Annotated in this window: 12 protein-coding genes; 6 read left to right on the top strand and 6 right to left on the bottom strand. The window is 72.5% G+C overall.

From position 1 onward, the window contains the following. Positions 1–2: 2 nt before the first annotated feature. The 3 genes from OHS82_RS08375 to OHS82_RS08365 all read right to left on the bottom strand — a co-directional run bounded on the left by OHS82_RS08375 (position 3) and on the right by OHS82_RS08365 (position 3899). On the bottom strand, positions 3–569 hold the full coding sequence (locus OHS82_RS08375; RefSeq protein WP_328433612.1) for a putative glycolipid-binding domain-containing protein: 567 nt from the start codon (positions 567–569) through the stop codon (positions 3–5). Between the two features lie 72 nt (positions 570–641). Further along, on the bottom strand, positions 642–3050 hold the full coding sequence (locus OHS82_RS08370) for a Tex family protein (protein ID WP_057582736.1): 2409 nt from the start codon (positions 3048–3050) through the stop codon (positions 642–644). A 99-nt stretch (positions 3051–3149) separates the two neighbouring features. Further along, entirely contained in the window at positions 3150–3899 is a 750-nt protein-coding gene (locus OHS82_RS08365; protein WP_057582735.1) for an enoyl-CoA hydratase/isomerase family protein, read from the bottom strand. A 312-nt stretch (positions 3900–4211) separates the two neighbouring features. Here OHS82_RS08365 and OHS82_RS08360 point away from each other — a divergent pair, with 312 nt between their 5' ends. Continuing rightward, positions 4212–4730, top strand: a complete 519-nt coding sequence (locus tag OHS82_RS08360) for an ATP-binding protein (protein ID WP_057582824.1) — start codon at positions 4212–4214, stop codon at positions 4728–4730. Positions 4731–4733: 3 nt separating this feature from the next. Here the strand turns inward: OHS82_RS08360 and idi are convergent, their stop codons facing one another. From idi to galE, 3 genes are all read right to left on the bottom strand, one after another. After that, on the bottom strand, positions 4734–5327 hold the full coding sequence (gene idi / locus OHS82_RS08355; RefSeq protein ID WP_057582734.1) for an isopentenyl-diphosphate Delta-isomerase: 594 nt from the start codon (positions 5325–5327) through the stop codon (positions 4734–4736). A gap of 200 nt (positions 5328–5527) precedes the next feature. Then, entirely contained in the window at positions 5528–6469 is a 942-nt protein-coding gene (locus OHS82_RS08350; RefSeq protein ID WP_057582733.1) for a cation diffusion facilitator family transporter, read from the bottom strand. A gap of 152 nt (positions 6470–6621) precedes the next feature. Beyond that, a complete protein-coding gene (galE, locus tag OHS82_RS08345; protein ID WP_057582732.1) occupies positions 6622–7590 on the bottom strand; it encodes a UDP-glucose 4-epimerase GalE in 969 nt (322 codons plus the stop codon). A gap of 327 nt (positions 7591–7917) precedes the next feature. Here galE and OHS82_RS08340 point away from each other — a divergent pair, with 327 nt between their 5' ends. From OHS82_RS08340 to OHS82_RS08320, 5 genes are read left to right on the top strand one after another with little or no spacing between them, the layout of a single operon-like run. Continuing rightward, complete coding sequence (locus OHS82_RS08340; protein WP_328433611.1) at positions 7918–9720, top strand: DUF5941 domain-containing protein; 1803 nt, start codon at positions 7918–7920, stop codon at positions 9718–9720. Beyond that, complete coding sequence (locus OHS82_RS08335) at positions 9717–10469, top strand: phosphocholine cytidylyltransferase family protein (protein WP_057582730.1); 753 nt, start codon at positions 9717–9719, stop codon at positions 10467–10469. Before OHS82_RS08340 ends, OHS82_RS08335 begins: the two co-directional genes overlap by 4 nt. Beyond that, on the top strand, positions 10457–11518 hold the full coding sequence (locus OHS82_RS08330) for an iron-containing alcohol dehydrogenase family protein (protein WP_057582729.1): 1062 nt from the start codon (positions 10457–10459) through the stop codon (positions 11516–11518). The genes OHS82_RS08335 and OHS82_RS08330 overlap by 13 nt, the downstream gene beginning before the upstream one ends. Beyond that, positions 11496–12275 carry a CDP-alcohol phosphatidyltransferase family protein gene (locus OHS82_RS08325; protein ID WP_079041548.1) on the top strand — a complete coding sequence of 260 codons (780 nt, stop codon included), beginning with the start codon at positions 11496–11498 and terminating at the stop codon, positions 12273–12275. The genes OHS82_RS08330 and OHS82_RS08325 overlap by 23 nt, the downstream gene beginning before the upstream one ends. Further along, complete coding sequence (locus OHS82_RS08320) at positions 12272–13156, top strand: glycosyltransferase family 2 protein (RefSeq protein WP_328433610.1); 885 nt, start codon at positions 12272–12274, stop codon at positions 13154–13156. The genes OHS82_RS08325 and OHS82_RS08320 overlap by 4 nt, the downstream gene beginning before the upstream one ends. Positions 13157–13176: the final 20 nt, after the last annotated feature.

Here is a 13176-nt window from a genome sequence, read left to right as displayed (position 1 = left end):
GTTCACCCCAGTCGGGTGGCGAGCCCCGGGTAGTCCAGGACGTACCCGTCCGGGTCGAAGACGACGTCGCTGCGGAAGCTTCCCGAGGCGAAGCGGACCATCGCGCCGCCGCCCCCGCCCGCCCCGAGATGCGTGTACGTCTGCCACGACGGCCGCACGGTCAGCGCGGGCACCGAGACCCAGGCCATCAGGAACCGGCGCTCGCCCGCCTGTCGGTGCAGCCCGTGCCGCAGCACCGGCATGGTGTTGGTGAGCGGGCACAGGCCCAGGTCGCAGTCGAGGGCCTCCTCGAAGCCGGGCAGGCGTTCCCCGTCGGCCGTCCAGCCGCCCCGTCCGTCGTGCCGCAGGTCGAGGGAGCGCGTGCGCGCGGCGGTCTCGACCGTGACCCGCAGCCGGCGGGTCACGAATCCGTCGGCCGCGTCGAGCTCGTAGGACACCCAGTACGGCTCCGGCGTCGTGCCGACCGCCCGCCCGCGGGCCCGGAGCGCGCCGTCGCGCTCCTCGGTCCACGCGGTCTCGTAGCCGCCGCTCGCCGACACGCTCCAGCTGAGGACCCGGGAAGCATCCATGCCGCGACTTTACGAGCGGTCCGGGCCCCGGCGCGTGCGCCCGCGGTCCCGGACCGCTCGTTCAGCTCCCCGTCAGCGCGTGCCCTTCTTCGGGTCCGCCAGGCCCGCTCGGCGCAGAGCGTCGGCCATCGCGCTGTTGGCCGGCGGCGGCGCCTGGCGCGAACCGCCGCCGCCACCGCCACCTCCGCCACGCTGCCCGCCCTGCTGCCGCTGCTGCGGCGGTCGCCCGCCGCCGCGCTGCGAACGGCCCCCGCCGGAGGACTGCCCCTGACCCCCCTGCGGGGCCGCCTCGTCGTCGAGCCGGAGCGTCAGCGAGATCCGCTTGCGCGGGATGTCGACGTCGAGCACCTTCACCTTGACGATGTCGCCGGGCTTGACGACGTCCCGGGGGTCCTTGACGAACGTCTTCGACAGCGCGGAGACGTGGGCCAGTCCGTCCTGGTGGACGCCGACGTCGATGAACGCCCCGAAGGCCGCCACGTTCGTCACCACGCCCTCCAGGACCATCCCGGAGGTCAGGTCGGAGATCTTCTCCACGCCGTCCTTGAAGGTCGCCGTCTTGAACGCGGGCCGCGGGTCGCGCCCGGGCTTCTCCAGCTCCCTGAGGATGTCGGTGACGGTCGGCAGTCCGAACGTCTCGTCCACGAAGTCCGTCGGCCGCAGCGAGCGCAGCACACCCGTGTTGCCGATGAGGGACGCCACCTCCTGACCGGAGGTCTTCACCATGCGCCGCACCACCGGGTACGCCTCGGGGTGCACGCTGGAGGAGTCCAGCGGGTCGGAGCCGCCGCGGATGCGCAGGAAGCCCGCGCACTGCTCGTAGGCCTTCGGGCCGAGCCGGGCCACCTTCTTCAGCTCGGAGCGGGAGGTGAAGGGCCCGTTGGCGTCCCGGTGCGCCACGATGTTCTCGGCGAGACCGGAGGAGATGCCGGACACCCGCGAGAGAAGCGGCGCCGAGGCGGTGTTGACGTCCACGCCGACGCCGTTCACGCAGTCCTCCACCACCGCGTCCAGCGAGCGCGACAGCTTCACCTCGGACAGGTCGTGCTGGTACTGGCCGACGCCGATCGACTTGGGGTCGATCTTCACCAGCTCGGCCAGCGGGTCCTGGAGCCGGCGGGCGATCGACACGGCGCCGCGCAGCGACACGTCCATGTCGGGCAGCTCCTGGGAGGCGAAGGCCGAGGCCGAGTACACGGAGGCGCCCGCCTCGGACACCATCACCTTGGTGAGCTGCAGTTCCGGGTGCTTCGTGATGAGTTCGCCGGCCAGCTTGTCGGTCTCGCGGGACGCGGTGCCGTTGCCGATGGCGACCAGGTCGACGGCGTGCTCCCTGGCCAGCCGCGCGAGCCGGGCGATCGCCTCGTCCCACTTGTTCGCCGGGACGTGCGGGTAGATCACGTCCGTCGCGACGACCTTGCCGGTCGCGTCGACGACGGCGACCTTCACGCCCGTACGGAAGCCGGGGTCCAGGCCCAGCGTCGCGCGCGTGCCGGCCGGGGCGGCGAGCAGCAGGTCGCGGAGGTTGGCGGCGAAGACGTTCACGGCCTCGTCCTCGGCGGCCGTGCGCAGCCGCAGCCGCAGGTCGATGCCGAGGTGGACCAGGATGCGGGTGCGCCACGCCCAGCGGACCGTGTCGCTCAGCCACTTGTCGCCGGGGCGACCGCGCTCGGCGATCTTGAACCTCGAGGCGATGATGGGCTCGTACGAGGAGGGGCCGGGCTGCTCGGAGGGCTCCTCCGGCTCCAGGACGAGGTCGAGGACGTCCTCCTTCTCGCCGCGCAGCATCGCCAGGATCCGGTGCGAGGGCAGCGCGGTGAACGGCTCGGCGAAGTCGAAGTAGTCGGCGAACTTCGCGCCCGCCTCCTCCTTGCCCTCGCGCACCCTGGCCGCCAGCCGCCCGCGCGCCCACATGCGTTCGCGCAGCTCGCCGATCAGGTCGGCGTCCTCCGAGAACCGCTCGGTGAGGATCGCCCGCGCGCCGTCCAGCGCGGCCTGCGGGTCGGCGACGCCCTTGTCGGCGTCCACGAACGCGGCGGCGGCCGCGAGCGGGTCGACCGAGGCGTCCCCGAGCAGGCCCTCGGCGAGCGGCTCGAGGCCCGCCTCGCGCGCGATCTGCGCCTTGGTGCGCCGCTTGGGCTTGAACGGGAGATAGATGTCCTCGAGGCGCGCCTTGGTCTGCGCGTCGCGGATCTGCGCCTCGAGGGCGTCGGTGAGCTTGCCCTGCTCGCGCACCGATTCCAGGACCGCCGACCGCCGCTCCTCCAGCTCCCGCAGATAGCGCAGCCGCTCCTCGAGCGTGCGCAGCTGCGCGTCGTCGAGCATCTCGGTCGCTTCCTTGCGGTAGCGAGCGATGAAGGGCACCGTCGAGCCGCCGTCGAGCAGCTCCACGGCGGCCTTGACCTGCCGCTCCCGTACGCCGAGCTCTTCGGCGATCCTGCCTTCGATGGATCCTGCTTCGATGGACCCGGGTGTCGTCACGATCCCGTACCGCCTTCTCCACTGAGGTTGCGCGGCAATTGTGGCAGGTGGCGCCGACAATCGGGGATCAGGGCGCGGCCATCGGGCCACGGGGCCGTCTCATCCCGACGTGCTCCACGTGAAGTGCGGCTCCCGGCGCTGAAGGAACGCGGCGACGCCTTCCGCGGTGTCGCCGCTGCCGCGCGCCTGCGCGCTCCAGTGGGCGTCGCGGTCGGTGCGTCCGTTCGCGAACTCCTTGGCGGCGGCCTGGGTCAGCTGCGAGCGCGACGCCAGCAGGCGGGTGAACTCGGCGACCCGCCCGTCGAGCGCGTCCGCGGGGAGCACCTCGTCGACCAGCCCGGTGCGCAGCGCCCGCCCTGCGTCGATCAACTCGCCGGAGAAAAGCAGGTACTTGGCGGTGGCGGGCCCCACCAGGGACACCAGCCGCCGGGTCGCGGAGGACGGGTAGACGATCCCGAGCCGGGCCGGTGTCACCCCGAACAGCGCGCCCTCCTCGGCGAACCGCAGGTCGCAGGCGGCGGCGAGCTGGGCGCCGCCGCCGACGCAGTGGCCCCGCACGGCGGCCAGCGTGGGCTTCGGGAACGCCGCCAGGGCCTCCTCGGCCCGCACGGCCAGCGCCTGCGCCTCGTCCGGTGAGCCCTGCAGGGTGGAGATGTCGGCGCCCGCGCAGAAGGTGCCGCCCGCACCCGTCAGCACCAGTGCCCGTACGGCGGGGTCGGCGGCCAGGGCGTCCAGCAGCGGGGGCAGCCCCGCCCACATCGCGGCCGTCATGGCGTTGCGCTTCGCGGGGTGGTGCAGGACGACGGTGGCGACCGCGTCCGTGACGCCGTGCAGCAGTTCGGGCTCCATGCCCCGGATGCTAGCCACCCGGCTCGTTCCGTGATCGGGTGGGCCGACGGGGGCGACCACGGCGACGCCGGCGGTGACGGCGGCAAAAGGAGTCAGAACGGGAAGAGCGTCGCCGCCGGACCCGTACGGCCCGAAGAGGGCGCGAAGGCGACGTGAATGCGAAAGAAACGGTCCTGCGGCCGCCCGGGTCTCCCGGATGCGGTCGAAAACGCTCGATAACCGCTGACTTCTGTTCAGTCATCCGAGGAGGACCGCCTCGTTGCCAACATTCCGGATGTGGTGACAATCGAGCGCGAGGGCGGCGACCGGACGATGGACGATCACGGGCGCGGGCCCGACCCACGCCCAGAGGGCGGACCAGGCGCACTTCCCGAGCCCCCCGCGGAGTCCGTGCCGCGCCCGCTGCCCTACGAAGGCGTCTGGCGGTTCACCGCCTCCGCCGTGGACGCCTCGGTCCCGCAGGCCCGGCACGCGGTGCGGGACCTGCTGTACCGCCAGGGTGTGCCGCTCTCCGACGACCTGGCCCAGGGGCTCCTGCTGATCGTCTCCGAGCTGGTGACCAACGCCGTGCGGCACGCGGCCCTGCTGTCACCCGAGCTGGCGGTGGAGGTCGCCGTCGGAGCCGAGTGGGTGCGGGTCGCCGTGGAGGACGCCCACCCCTACCGCCCGACCGCCCTGGAGGCCGATCACGGCCGCACCGGCGGCCGGGGACTGCTCCTGGTGCGGGAGATCGCCAGGGAGGCGGGCGGGGTGTGCGACGTCGAGCACACGGCCGGCGGCGGCAAGGTGATCTGGGCCGCCGTGCCGCTCAAGCCCGAGCGCACGCGCTGATGCTCACCAGCCCGCCGAGGGGCCCGTCAACTCGCGGACCGCGGGCCGTGCCGCGTCCAGCACGGTCATGAACCAGGAGGAGAACGGCTCCTTCGCGTGCCGTTCCGCCAGCTCGGCGGGCGTCACGAAGGCCGTGTCGCCGACCTCGTCCGCCTCCGGCCGCAGCGGGGACTGCACCAGACCGACGAACAGGTGGTTGTACTCCTGCTCCACCAGGCCCGAGTCCGGGTCCGGGTGGTTGTAGCGGACCGTGCCCGCCTCGGCGAGCAGCGACGGGGAGACGCCCAGCTCCTCGTGGGTGCGCCGGGCGGCCGCCGCGAACGGCGCCTCGTTCGGGTAGGGGTGGCCGCAGCAGGTGTTGGACCACACGCCGGGGGAGTGGTACTTGCCGAGCGCGCGCTGCTGGATCAGCAGCCGGCCCCGCTCGTCGAAGAGGAACACGGAGAACGCGCGGTGCAGCTGCCCGGGCGGCTGGTGGGCGGCGAGCTTCTCCGCGGTGCCGATCGTGACGCCGTTCTCGTCGACCAGCTCCAGCAAGATCGCTTCGGCGATCCCGTTCGACGAGTCGTGTGTCGCGGTGGCAGGTGTGATCGGCATACCCATCCTTAGCATCGGTCCTCGCGTCCCAGTCTGCCGCACTCGCCCGGCGCTCCCGGCCCTTCGCGGGAAAGCGCGCATGTCCCGCGCGCGTGTCCCGTTCGGCGCGGCGGGGGACTCGAAGGCGATCTTGCCCGGCGGCGGGTCCATGGAACCGTATCGAACGTCTGTGCGTATCCGCTGGTGTGCCGAACGGGCGCTCAGTGGCAGAGCCGCGCCTCGTGTTCGGCGTGCCCGCTCGGCTCCAGCTGGAAGGTGCAGTGCTCCACGTCGAAGTGGTCGCCCAGACACCCCTGGAGCTCGTGCAGCATCTTCTCGTGGCCGATCGCGTTCAGCGCCTCCGAGCTCACCACCACGTGCGCCGACAGCACCGGCATGCCGGAGGTGATCGTCCAGGCGTGCAGATCGTGCACGTCCTCCACCCCGTCCAGGGCGAGGATGTGGGACCGCACCTCGGCCATGTCGACGTCCTTGGGGGCCGACTCCAGCAGCACGTCGAGCGTCTCGCGCAGCAGCTTCACGGTCCGCGGCACGATCATCAGGCCGATGACCAGCGAGGCGATCGGGTCGGCGGTCTGCCAGCCGGTGGTCAGGATCACCACCGCCGAGATCAGCACCGCCACCGAGCCCAGCGCGTCGGCGGCCACCTCGAGGAACGCCCCGCGCACGTTCAGGCTCTCCGCCTGGCCGCGCATCAGCAGGGTCAGCGAGACCATGTTCGCCGCCAGGCCGATCGCGCCGAACCAGATCATCAGCCCGCCCTCGGTGGCGGCCGGCGAGAAGAACCGCTGGACCGCCTCGTACAGGACGTAACCGCCCACCCCGAGCAGCAGCAGACAGTTGGCGAGGGCGGCCAGGATCTCGGCGCGGGCGAGCCCGAAGGTGCGGTTCGCGCTCGGCGGCCGGCCCGCGAAGTGGATGGCGAGCAGCGCCATGCCCAGACCCAGCGCGTCCGTCGCCATGTGCGCCGCGTCCGCGACCAGCGCCAGGGAGTCCGCCAGCACTCCGCCGACGATCTCCACCACCATCACGCCGAGCGTGATCGCCAGAGCGCCGCGCAGCCTGCCGCGGTACGCCGCCGCGGCCGTGCCGGTGGGCGGCACGTGCGCGTGCGTGTGGCCGTGATCGTGCCCAGCCCCCATGGATACAGCCTTCCCGTGGTCCGTACGTGTGCTGCCCGGGCTCACAGTCAACTACGGGTGGGGGGTATCCGGCAACGCGGCACTGAACACCGTTGTCATGTGCCCTGACCTGCGGAAACGAAGCGCAGGTCAGGGCAGCTCCACACCCACTGTCAGGGGCGGTGCAGCCGCCAGCCCTGCCAAGCCGACTCGACCATCTCCCGTACCCCGCGCCGGGCCGTCCAGCCCAGTTCCCGGGCCGCCAGTTGCGCCGCGGCCACCGCGCGCGGCGCGTCCCCGGGCCTGCGCCCCTCGACGACGGCCGGGCGGGCGTCGCCGGTGACCTCGCCGATCAGGGTGACCAGCTCGCGCACCGAGACGCCCTCGCCCCGGCCGATGTTGACCGTCAGGTCGCCCGTCGCGTCCGGCGCGCCGAGCCGCCGGGCCGCCGCGAGATGGGCCTCGGCCAGGTCCGCCACGTGGATGTAGTCCCGCACGCAGGTCCCGTCCGCCGTCGGGTAGTCGTCGCCGAAGATCCGCGGGGCCTCGCCGCGGGTGAGCCGGTCGAAGACCATCGGGACGACGTTGAAGATCCCGGTGTCGGCCAGCTCGGGCGCCGCCGCCCCGGCCACGTTGAAGTAGCGCAGGCACGTCGTCGCGATGCCGTGCGCCTGTCCCGCCGCCCGCACCAGCCACTCTCCGGCGAGCTTGGTCTCGCCGTACGGGTTCACCGGCGCGCACGGGGTGTCCTCGGTGATGAGGTCCACATCGGGATTGCCGTAGACGGCCGCGGAGGAGGAGAACAGGAACCGCCGGATCCCGGCCTCGGCGACCGCCTCGAGCAGCGTGGCGAGACCGCCCACGTTGTCCCGGTAGTAGCGGGTGGGCTGCGCCACCGACTCCCCGACCTGCTTGTGCGCGGCCAGGTGCACGACACCGGTCACGGCGTGCTCCGCGAGGGTCTTCCTGAGCAGGTCGCCGTCGAGCGCCGAGCCTCTGACCAGCGGGACGTCCGCCCCGAGCCGGGCGGTGACGCCGGACGAGAGGTCGTCCAGCACGACGACCCTTTCCCCGGCCCCCGTGACGGCGCGCGCCACGTGGGCCCCAATGTATCCGGCTCCGCCGGTGATCAGCCACGTCATGCCTGTGACCCTATGCCGACCGCGGTGAAGGCCCGGCCCTGGGCGATATCCGGGATGTCGGCTCCGGGGGCCGCGGTTTGTCGGCCGGGCCGCCGATCACCCATGATGATCTCGGCGAAGGCCGGTTCCACCGGGGGACGGTGGCGCCGGGGACCGTGTCGGCCGTGCCGCAACGGGCGGTGAACGCGGCCTTCCCGGCATCCGATAGCCTCTGCCGACATGCCGCCCGCCTGGTGCGGCGCCGGTGAGGTCGCCGGTGCAGCCAAGGGGCGCCCCCCATCGTTCATGACCGGCGTGAACCGCGCCGGACCCAGGGAGTGAGTTCGGTTGTCGACCGCCATCCTCACCGGCTCGCCGGTCCCCGGATCGTCGATCGAGGGCGACCTGCGGTCCCTCGGCTTCGACGTCCTGACCGCCTCCGACGCCGGTGACGCCGAGACACTCCTCGCCGCCGTCCCCGGCGACCAGCGCGTCGCCGTCGTGGACGCCCGTTTCGTCGGCCACGAGCACGCGCTGCGCCTCGGGCTCACCGACCCCCGCTTCCCGCTCGCCGCGATCCCGGGCGCGCTGACCGCGCAGCCGGCCGGCCGGCAGGCCCTGACCCGCGCGATGGCCCGCGAGAACTCCGCGAGCGGCGGCACCCTGCTGGCCGTCGAGAGCCTCGCCGACCGTGTGGTCGCCGCCCTCGACGCCGACGGCGTCGGAGTGCACCGCCCCGAACTGGGCAGCCTGGTCGCGCAGGTCCCCGTCGACCCGCAGACCCGCAACGAGGCACGGCAGGCCGTGGCCGCCCTGGACGACGAGGCGGTGCGCCTGAAGTCGGCCGTCAAGGCCCGCGACGGCTTCTTCACCACGTACTTCATCAGCCCGTACTCCCGCTACATCGCCCGCTGGTGCGCCCGTCGCGGCCTCACCCCGAACCAGGTCACGACCGCCTCGCTGATCACCGCGCTGATCGCGGCGGGCTGCGCGGCCACCGGCACCCGCGGCGGGTTCGTCGCGGCCGGCGTCCTGCTGATCGCCTCGTTCGTCCTGGACTGCACCGACGGCCAGCTCGCCCGCTACTCCCTGCAGTACTCCACCCTGGGCGCCTGGCTCGACGCCACCTTCGACCGGGCCAAGGAGTACGCCTACTACGCGGGCCTCGCCCTGGGGGCGGCGCGCGGCGGCGACGACGTGTGGGCGCTCGCGCTGGGCGCCATGGTCCTGCAGACCTGCCGGCACGTCGTGGACTTCTCCTTCAACGAGGCCAACCACGACGCCACCGCCAACACCAGCCCCACCGCCGCCCTCTCCGACAAGCTCGACAGCGTGGGCTGGACGGTCTGGGTGCGGCGGATGATAGTTCTGCCCATCGGCGAACGATGGGCCATGATCGCCGTGCTGACCGCGCTCACCACCCCCCGCATCACCTTCTACGCGCTGCTGATCGGCTGTGCCTTCGCGGCGACGTACACGACGGCGGGCCGCGTTCTGCGCTCGCTGACCCGCAAGGCCAGGCGGACGGACCGGGCGGCGCAGGCGCTGGCGGACCTCGCGGACAGCGGGCCGCTGACCGAGGCGCTGGTCCGCCTCCTTCCCGGCAAGCCCCGGCGCACGGCGCCCCTCAGCGCCGCCGTCGGCGCCGTCCTGGTCGCCCTCGGGGCCTGGATGTGGGGCCCGAGCTGGTGGGTCGTCCTGATGGCCGGCGCGTACGTGCTGGCGTCCGCCGAGGCCGTCACCCATCCCCTCAAGGGCTCCCTCGACTGGCTGATCCCCCCGCTGTTCCGCGCCGCCGAGTACGGCACGGTCCTGATCCTGGCGGCCCGGGCCGACGTGGACGGAGCGCTTCCTGCGGCTTTCGGGCTGGTCGCCGCCGTCGCCTACCATCACTACGACACGGTGTACCGCATCCGCGGCGACGCCGGAGCGCCGCCGGCCTGGCTGGTGCGCACCGTCGGGGGGCAGGAGGGGCGGACGCTGCTCGTGGCCGTGCTGGCCGCGCTGCTCACCGCTTCGCAGTTCACGGTCGCGCTCACGGTCCTCGCCGTGGCCGTCGCCGTGGTGGTGCTCCTCGAGAGCATCCGCTTCTGGGTGGCCGCTCACAAGGGTGGCGCTCCCGCCGTACACGATGAAGGAGAACCCGCATGATCGGCCTCGTGCTGGCGGCCGGCGCCGGACGGCGTCTGCGCCCCTACACCGACAGCCTGCCCAAGGCGCTGGTGCCGGTGGGGCCCGCGGGCATAGAAGGCGAGCCCACGGTCCTCGACCTGACGCTCGGCAACTTCGCCGAGATCGGGCTGACCGAGGTCGCGGTCATCGTCGGCTACCGCAAGGAGGCCGTGTACGCGCGCAAAGCGGCGCTGGAGGCGAAGTACGGCCTCAGGATCACCCTCATCGACAACGACAGGGCCGAGGAGTGGAACAACGCGTACTCCCTGTGGTGCGGTCGTGACGCCCTCAAGGACGGCGTGATCCTCGCCAACGGCGACACCGTGCACCCGGTCTCCGTCGAGCGGACGCTGCTGGCCGCCCGTGGCGAGGGCAGGAGGATCATCCTCGCGCTGGACACCGTGAAGTCCCTCGCGGACGAGGAGATGAAGGTCGTCGTCGACCCCGAGAAGGGCATGACGAAGATCACCAAGCTGATGGACCCGGCCGAGGCGACCGGCGAGTACATCGGCGTCACGCTCATCGAGGGCGACGCGGCGCCCGAACTGGCCGACGCGCTGAAGACCGTGTGGGAGACCGACCCGCAGCAGTTCTACGAGCACGGGTACCAGGAACTGGTGAACCGCGGCTTCCGTATCGACGTGGCGCCGATCGGCGACGTCAAGTGGGTGGAGATCGACAACCACGACGATCTCGCCCGCGGACGGGAGATCGCGTGCCAGTACTGACCCGGCTGATTCCCTCACCGGTGGTCGTGGACATCCGCCCGGGCGCCCTCGACGACCTGGTCGGGGTCCTCGCCGACGAGCGCATCTCGCACTCGGGCAAGCTCGCGATCGCCGTCAGCGGCGGCTCGGGCGCCCGGCTGCGCGAGCGTCTCACCCCGGCCCTGCCCGGCGCCACCTGGTACGAGGTGGGCGGCGGCACCCTCGACGACGCCGTCCAGCTGGCCGGCGACATAAAGGCCGGCCACTACGACGCCGTCGTGGGCCTGGGCGGCGGCAAGATCATCGACTGCGCCAAGTTCGCCGCGGCGCGGGTGGGCCTGCCGCTGGTCGCCGTGCCGACGAACCTCGCGCACGACGGCCTGTGTTCGCCGGTCGCCACCCTCGACAACGACGCGGGGCGCGGCTCCTACGGCGTGCCGAACCCGATCGCGGTCGTCATCGACCTGGACGTCATCCGCGAGGCGCCGGTGCGGTTCGTGCGCGCCGGCATCGGCGACGCGGTGTCCAACATCTCGGCGATCGCCGACTGGGAGCTCGCCCACCAGGTCAAGGGCGAGAAGATCGACGGTCTCGCGGCCGCGATCGCCCGCCAGGCCGGCGAGGCCGTGCTGCGGCACCCGGGCGGCATCGGCGACACCGGCTTCCTCCAGGTGCTGGCCGAGGCACTGGTGCTCAGCGGCATCGCGATGTCGGTGTCGGGCGACTCCCGCCCCTCCTCCGGCGCGTGCCACGAGATCAACCACGCCTTCGACCTGCTCTTCCCCCGGCGGGCCGCGGCCCACGGGGAACAGTGCGGACTCGGCGCGGCCTTCGCGATGTACCTGCGCGGAGCGCACGAGGAGTCGGCCTACATGGCCCAGGTACTGCGGCGGCACGGACTGCCCGTCCTGCCGCAGGACATCGGCTTCACGGTGGACGAGTTCGTCCGCGCCGTGGGGTTCGCTCCCGAGACCCGGCCCGGCCGCTACACGATCCTCGAACACCTCGACCTCAAGCCCGACCAGATCAAGGACGTCTACACCGAATATGTCAAGGCCATCGGTAGCTGAACTCAGACCGGTCGTCCACCCCCCGGGGGTGAAGGACCGGCGCAGCGGTGAGCACTGGATGGGACGCCTCTACATGCGTGAGGTGTCCCTGCGGGTGGACCGCTACCTGGTGAACACCAGGGTCACGCCCAACCAGCTCACGTATCTGATGACCGTCTTCGGGGTGCTCGCGGCCCCGGCCCTGCTGGTGCCGGGGATCACGGGTGCCGTGCTCGGCGTGGTCTGCGTCCAGATGTACCTGCTGCTGGACTGCGTGGACGGCGAGATCGCGCGCTGGAAGAAGCAGTACTCGCTGGCCGGGGTCTATCTGGACCGGGTCGGCGCGTACCTGACCGACGCGGCCGTGCTCGTCGGTTTCGGTCTGCGCGCCGCCGACCTGTGGGGCAGCGGGCGCATCGACTGGCTGTGGGCCTTCCTCGGCACGCTGGCCGCGCTCGGCGCGATCCTGATCAAGGCGGAGACCGACCTCGTCGGCGTCGCCCGCCACCAGGGCGGGATGCCGCCGGTCAAGGAGTCGGCGTCCGAGCCGCGCTCCTCCGGCATGGCGCTGGCCCGCCGGGCCGCCTCGGCGCTCCAGTTCCACCGGCTGATCCTCGGCATCGAGGCGTCCCTGCTCATCCTGGTCCTGGCCGTCGCCGACCAGATGCGCGGCGACCTGTTCTTCTCCCGGCTCGGTGTGGCCGTGCTGGCCGGCATCGCGCTGCTGCAGACGCTGCTGCACCTGGTGTCCATCCTCGCCTCGAGCAGGCTCAAGTGAGCGCGGCGACGAAGGTCGGCGCGGTGATCATCACCATGGGCAACCGCCCCGACGAGCTGCGGGCCCTGCTCGACTCGGTCGCAGGGCAGGACGGCGACCGGGTGGAGGTGGTCGTGGTCGGCAACGGCGCGCCCGTCCCGGACGTCCCCGAGGGCGTCCGGACGGTCGAGCTGCCCGAGAACCTCGGCATCCCCGGCGGCCGCAACGTCGGCATCGAGGCCTTCGGGCCCGGCGGCCGCGACGTCGACGTCCTGCTCTTCCTGGACGACGACGGACTGCTGGCCCACACGGACACGGCCGAGCTGTGCCGCCGGGCCTTCGACGCCGATCCGGAACTGGGCATCATCAGCTTCCGGATCGCCGACCCCGACACCGGCGTCACCCAGCGCCGCCACGTGCCCCGGCTGCGTGCCTCCGACCCGATGCGCTCGTCCCGGGTCACCACCTTCCTCGGCGGCGCGAACGCCGTCCGCACGAAGGTGCTCGAGCAGGTCGGCGGCCTCCCCGGCGAGTTCTTCTACGCCCATGAGGAGACCGACCTCGCGTGGCGGGCGCTCGACGCGGGCTGGATGATCGACTACCGCTCGGACATGGTGCTGTACCACCCGACGACCGCGCCCTCACGGCACGCGGTCTACCACCGCATGGTGGCCCGCAACCGGGTGTGGCTGGCCCGCCGGAACCTTCCCGCCCCGCTGGTCCCGGTCTACCTCGGGGTCTGGATGCTGCTCACGCTGGTCCGCCGCCCCTCGGGGCCGGCCCTGAAGGCGTGGTTCGGCGGTTTCCGGGAGGGCTGGAGCACTCCCTGCGGGCCGCGCAGGCCCATGAAGTGGCGTACGGTGTGGCGGCTGACCCGACTGGGCCGGCCTCCGGTGATCTGACAAGCTCGTCCCTGAGGGCC

Origin of the sequence: Streptomyces sp. NBC_00425 (assembly GCF_036030735.1) — a bacterium.
Lineage (GTDB): Bacteria > Actinomycetota > Actinomycetes > Streptomycetales > Streptomycetaceae > Streptomyces.
This window is presented reverse-complemented; position numbering and strand designations above follow the sequence as displayed.

Bases quoted from the DNA above. Each gene is read 5' to 3' on its own strand.
- OHS82_RS08375 (WP_328433612.1), bottom strand. From the start codon at position 569: ATGGATGCTTCCCGGGTCCTCAGCTGGAGCGTGTCGGCGAGCGGCGGC.
- OHS82_RS08365 (WP_057582735.1), bottom strand. From the start codon at position 3,899: ATGGAGCCCGAACTGCTGCACGGCGTCACGGACGCGGTCGCCACCGTC.
- OHS82_RS08360 (WP_057582824.1), top strand. From the start codon at position 4,212: ATGGACGATCACGGGCGCGGGCCCGACCCACGCCCAGAGGGCGGACCA.
- idi (WP_057582734.1), bottom strand. From the start codon at position 5,327: ATGCCGATCACACCTGCCACCGCGACACACGACTCGTCGAACGGGATC.
- OHS82_RS08350 (WP_057582733.1), bottom strand. From the start codon at position 6,469: ATGGGGGCTGGGCACGATCACGGCCACACGCACGCGCACGTGCCGCCC.
- galE (WP_057582732.1), bottom strand. From the start codon at position 7,590: ATGACGTGGCTGATCACCGGCGGAGCCGGATACATTGGGGCCCACGTG.
- OHS82_RS08335 (WP_057582730.1), top strand. From the start codon at position 9,717: ATGATCGGCCTCGTGCTGGCGGCCGGCGCCGGACGGCGTCTGCGCCCC.
- OHS82_RS08325 (WP_079041548.1), top strand. From the start codon at position 11,496: ATGTCAAGGCCATCGGTAGCTGAACTCAGACCGGTCGTCCACCCCCCG.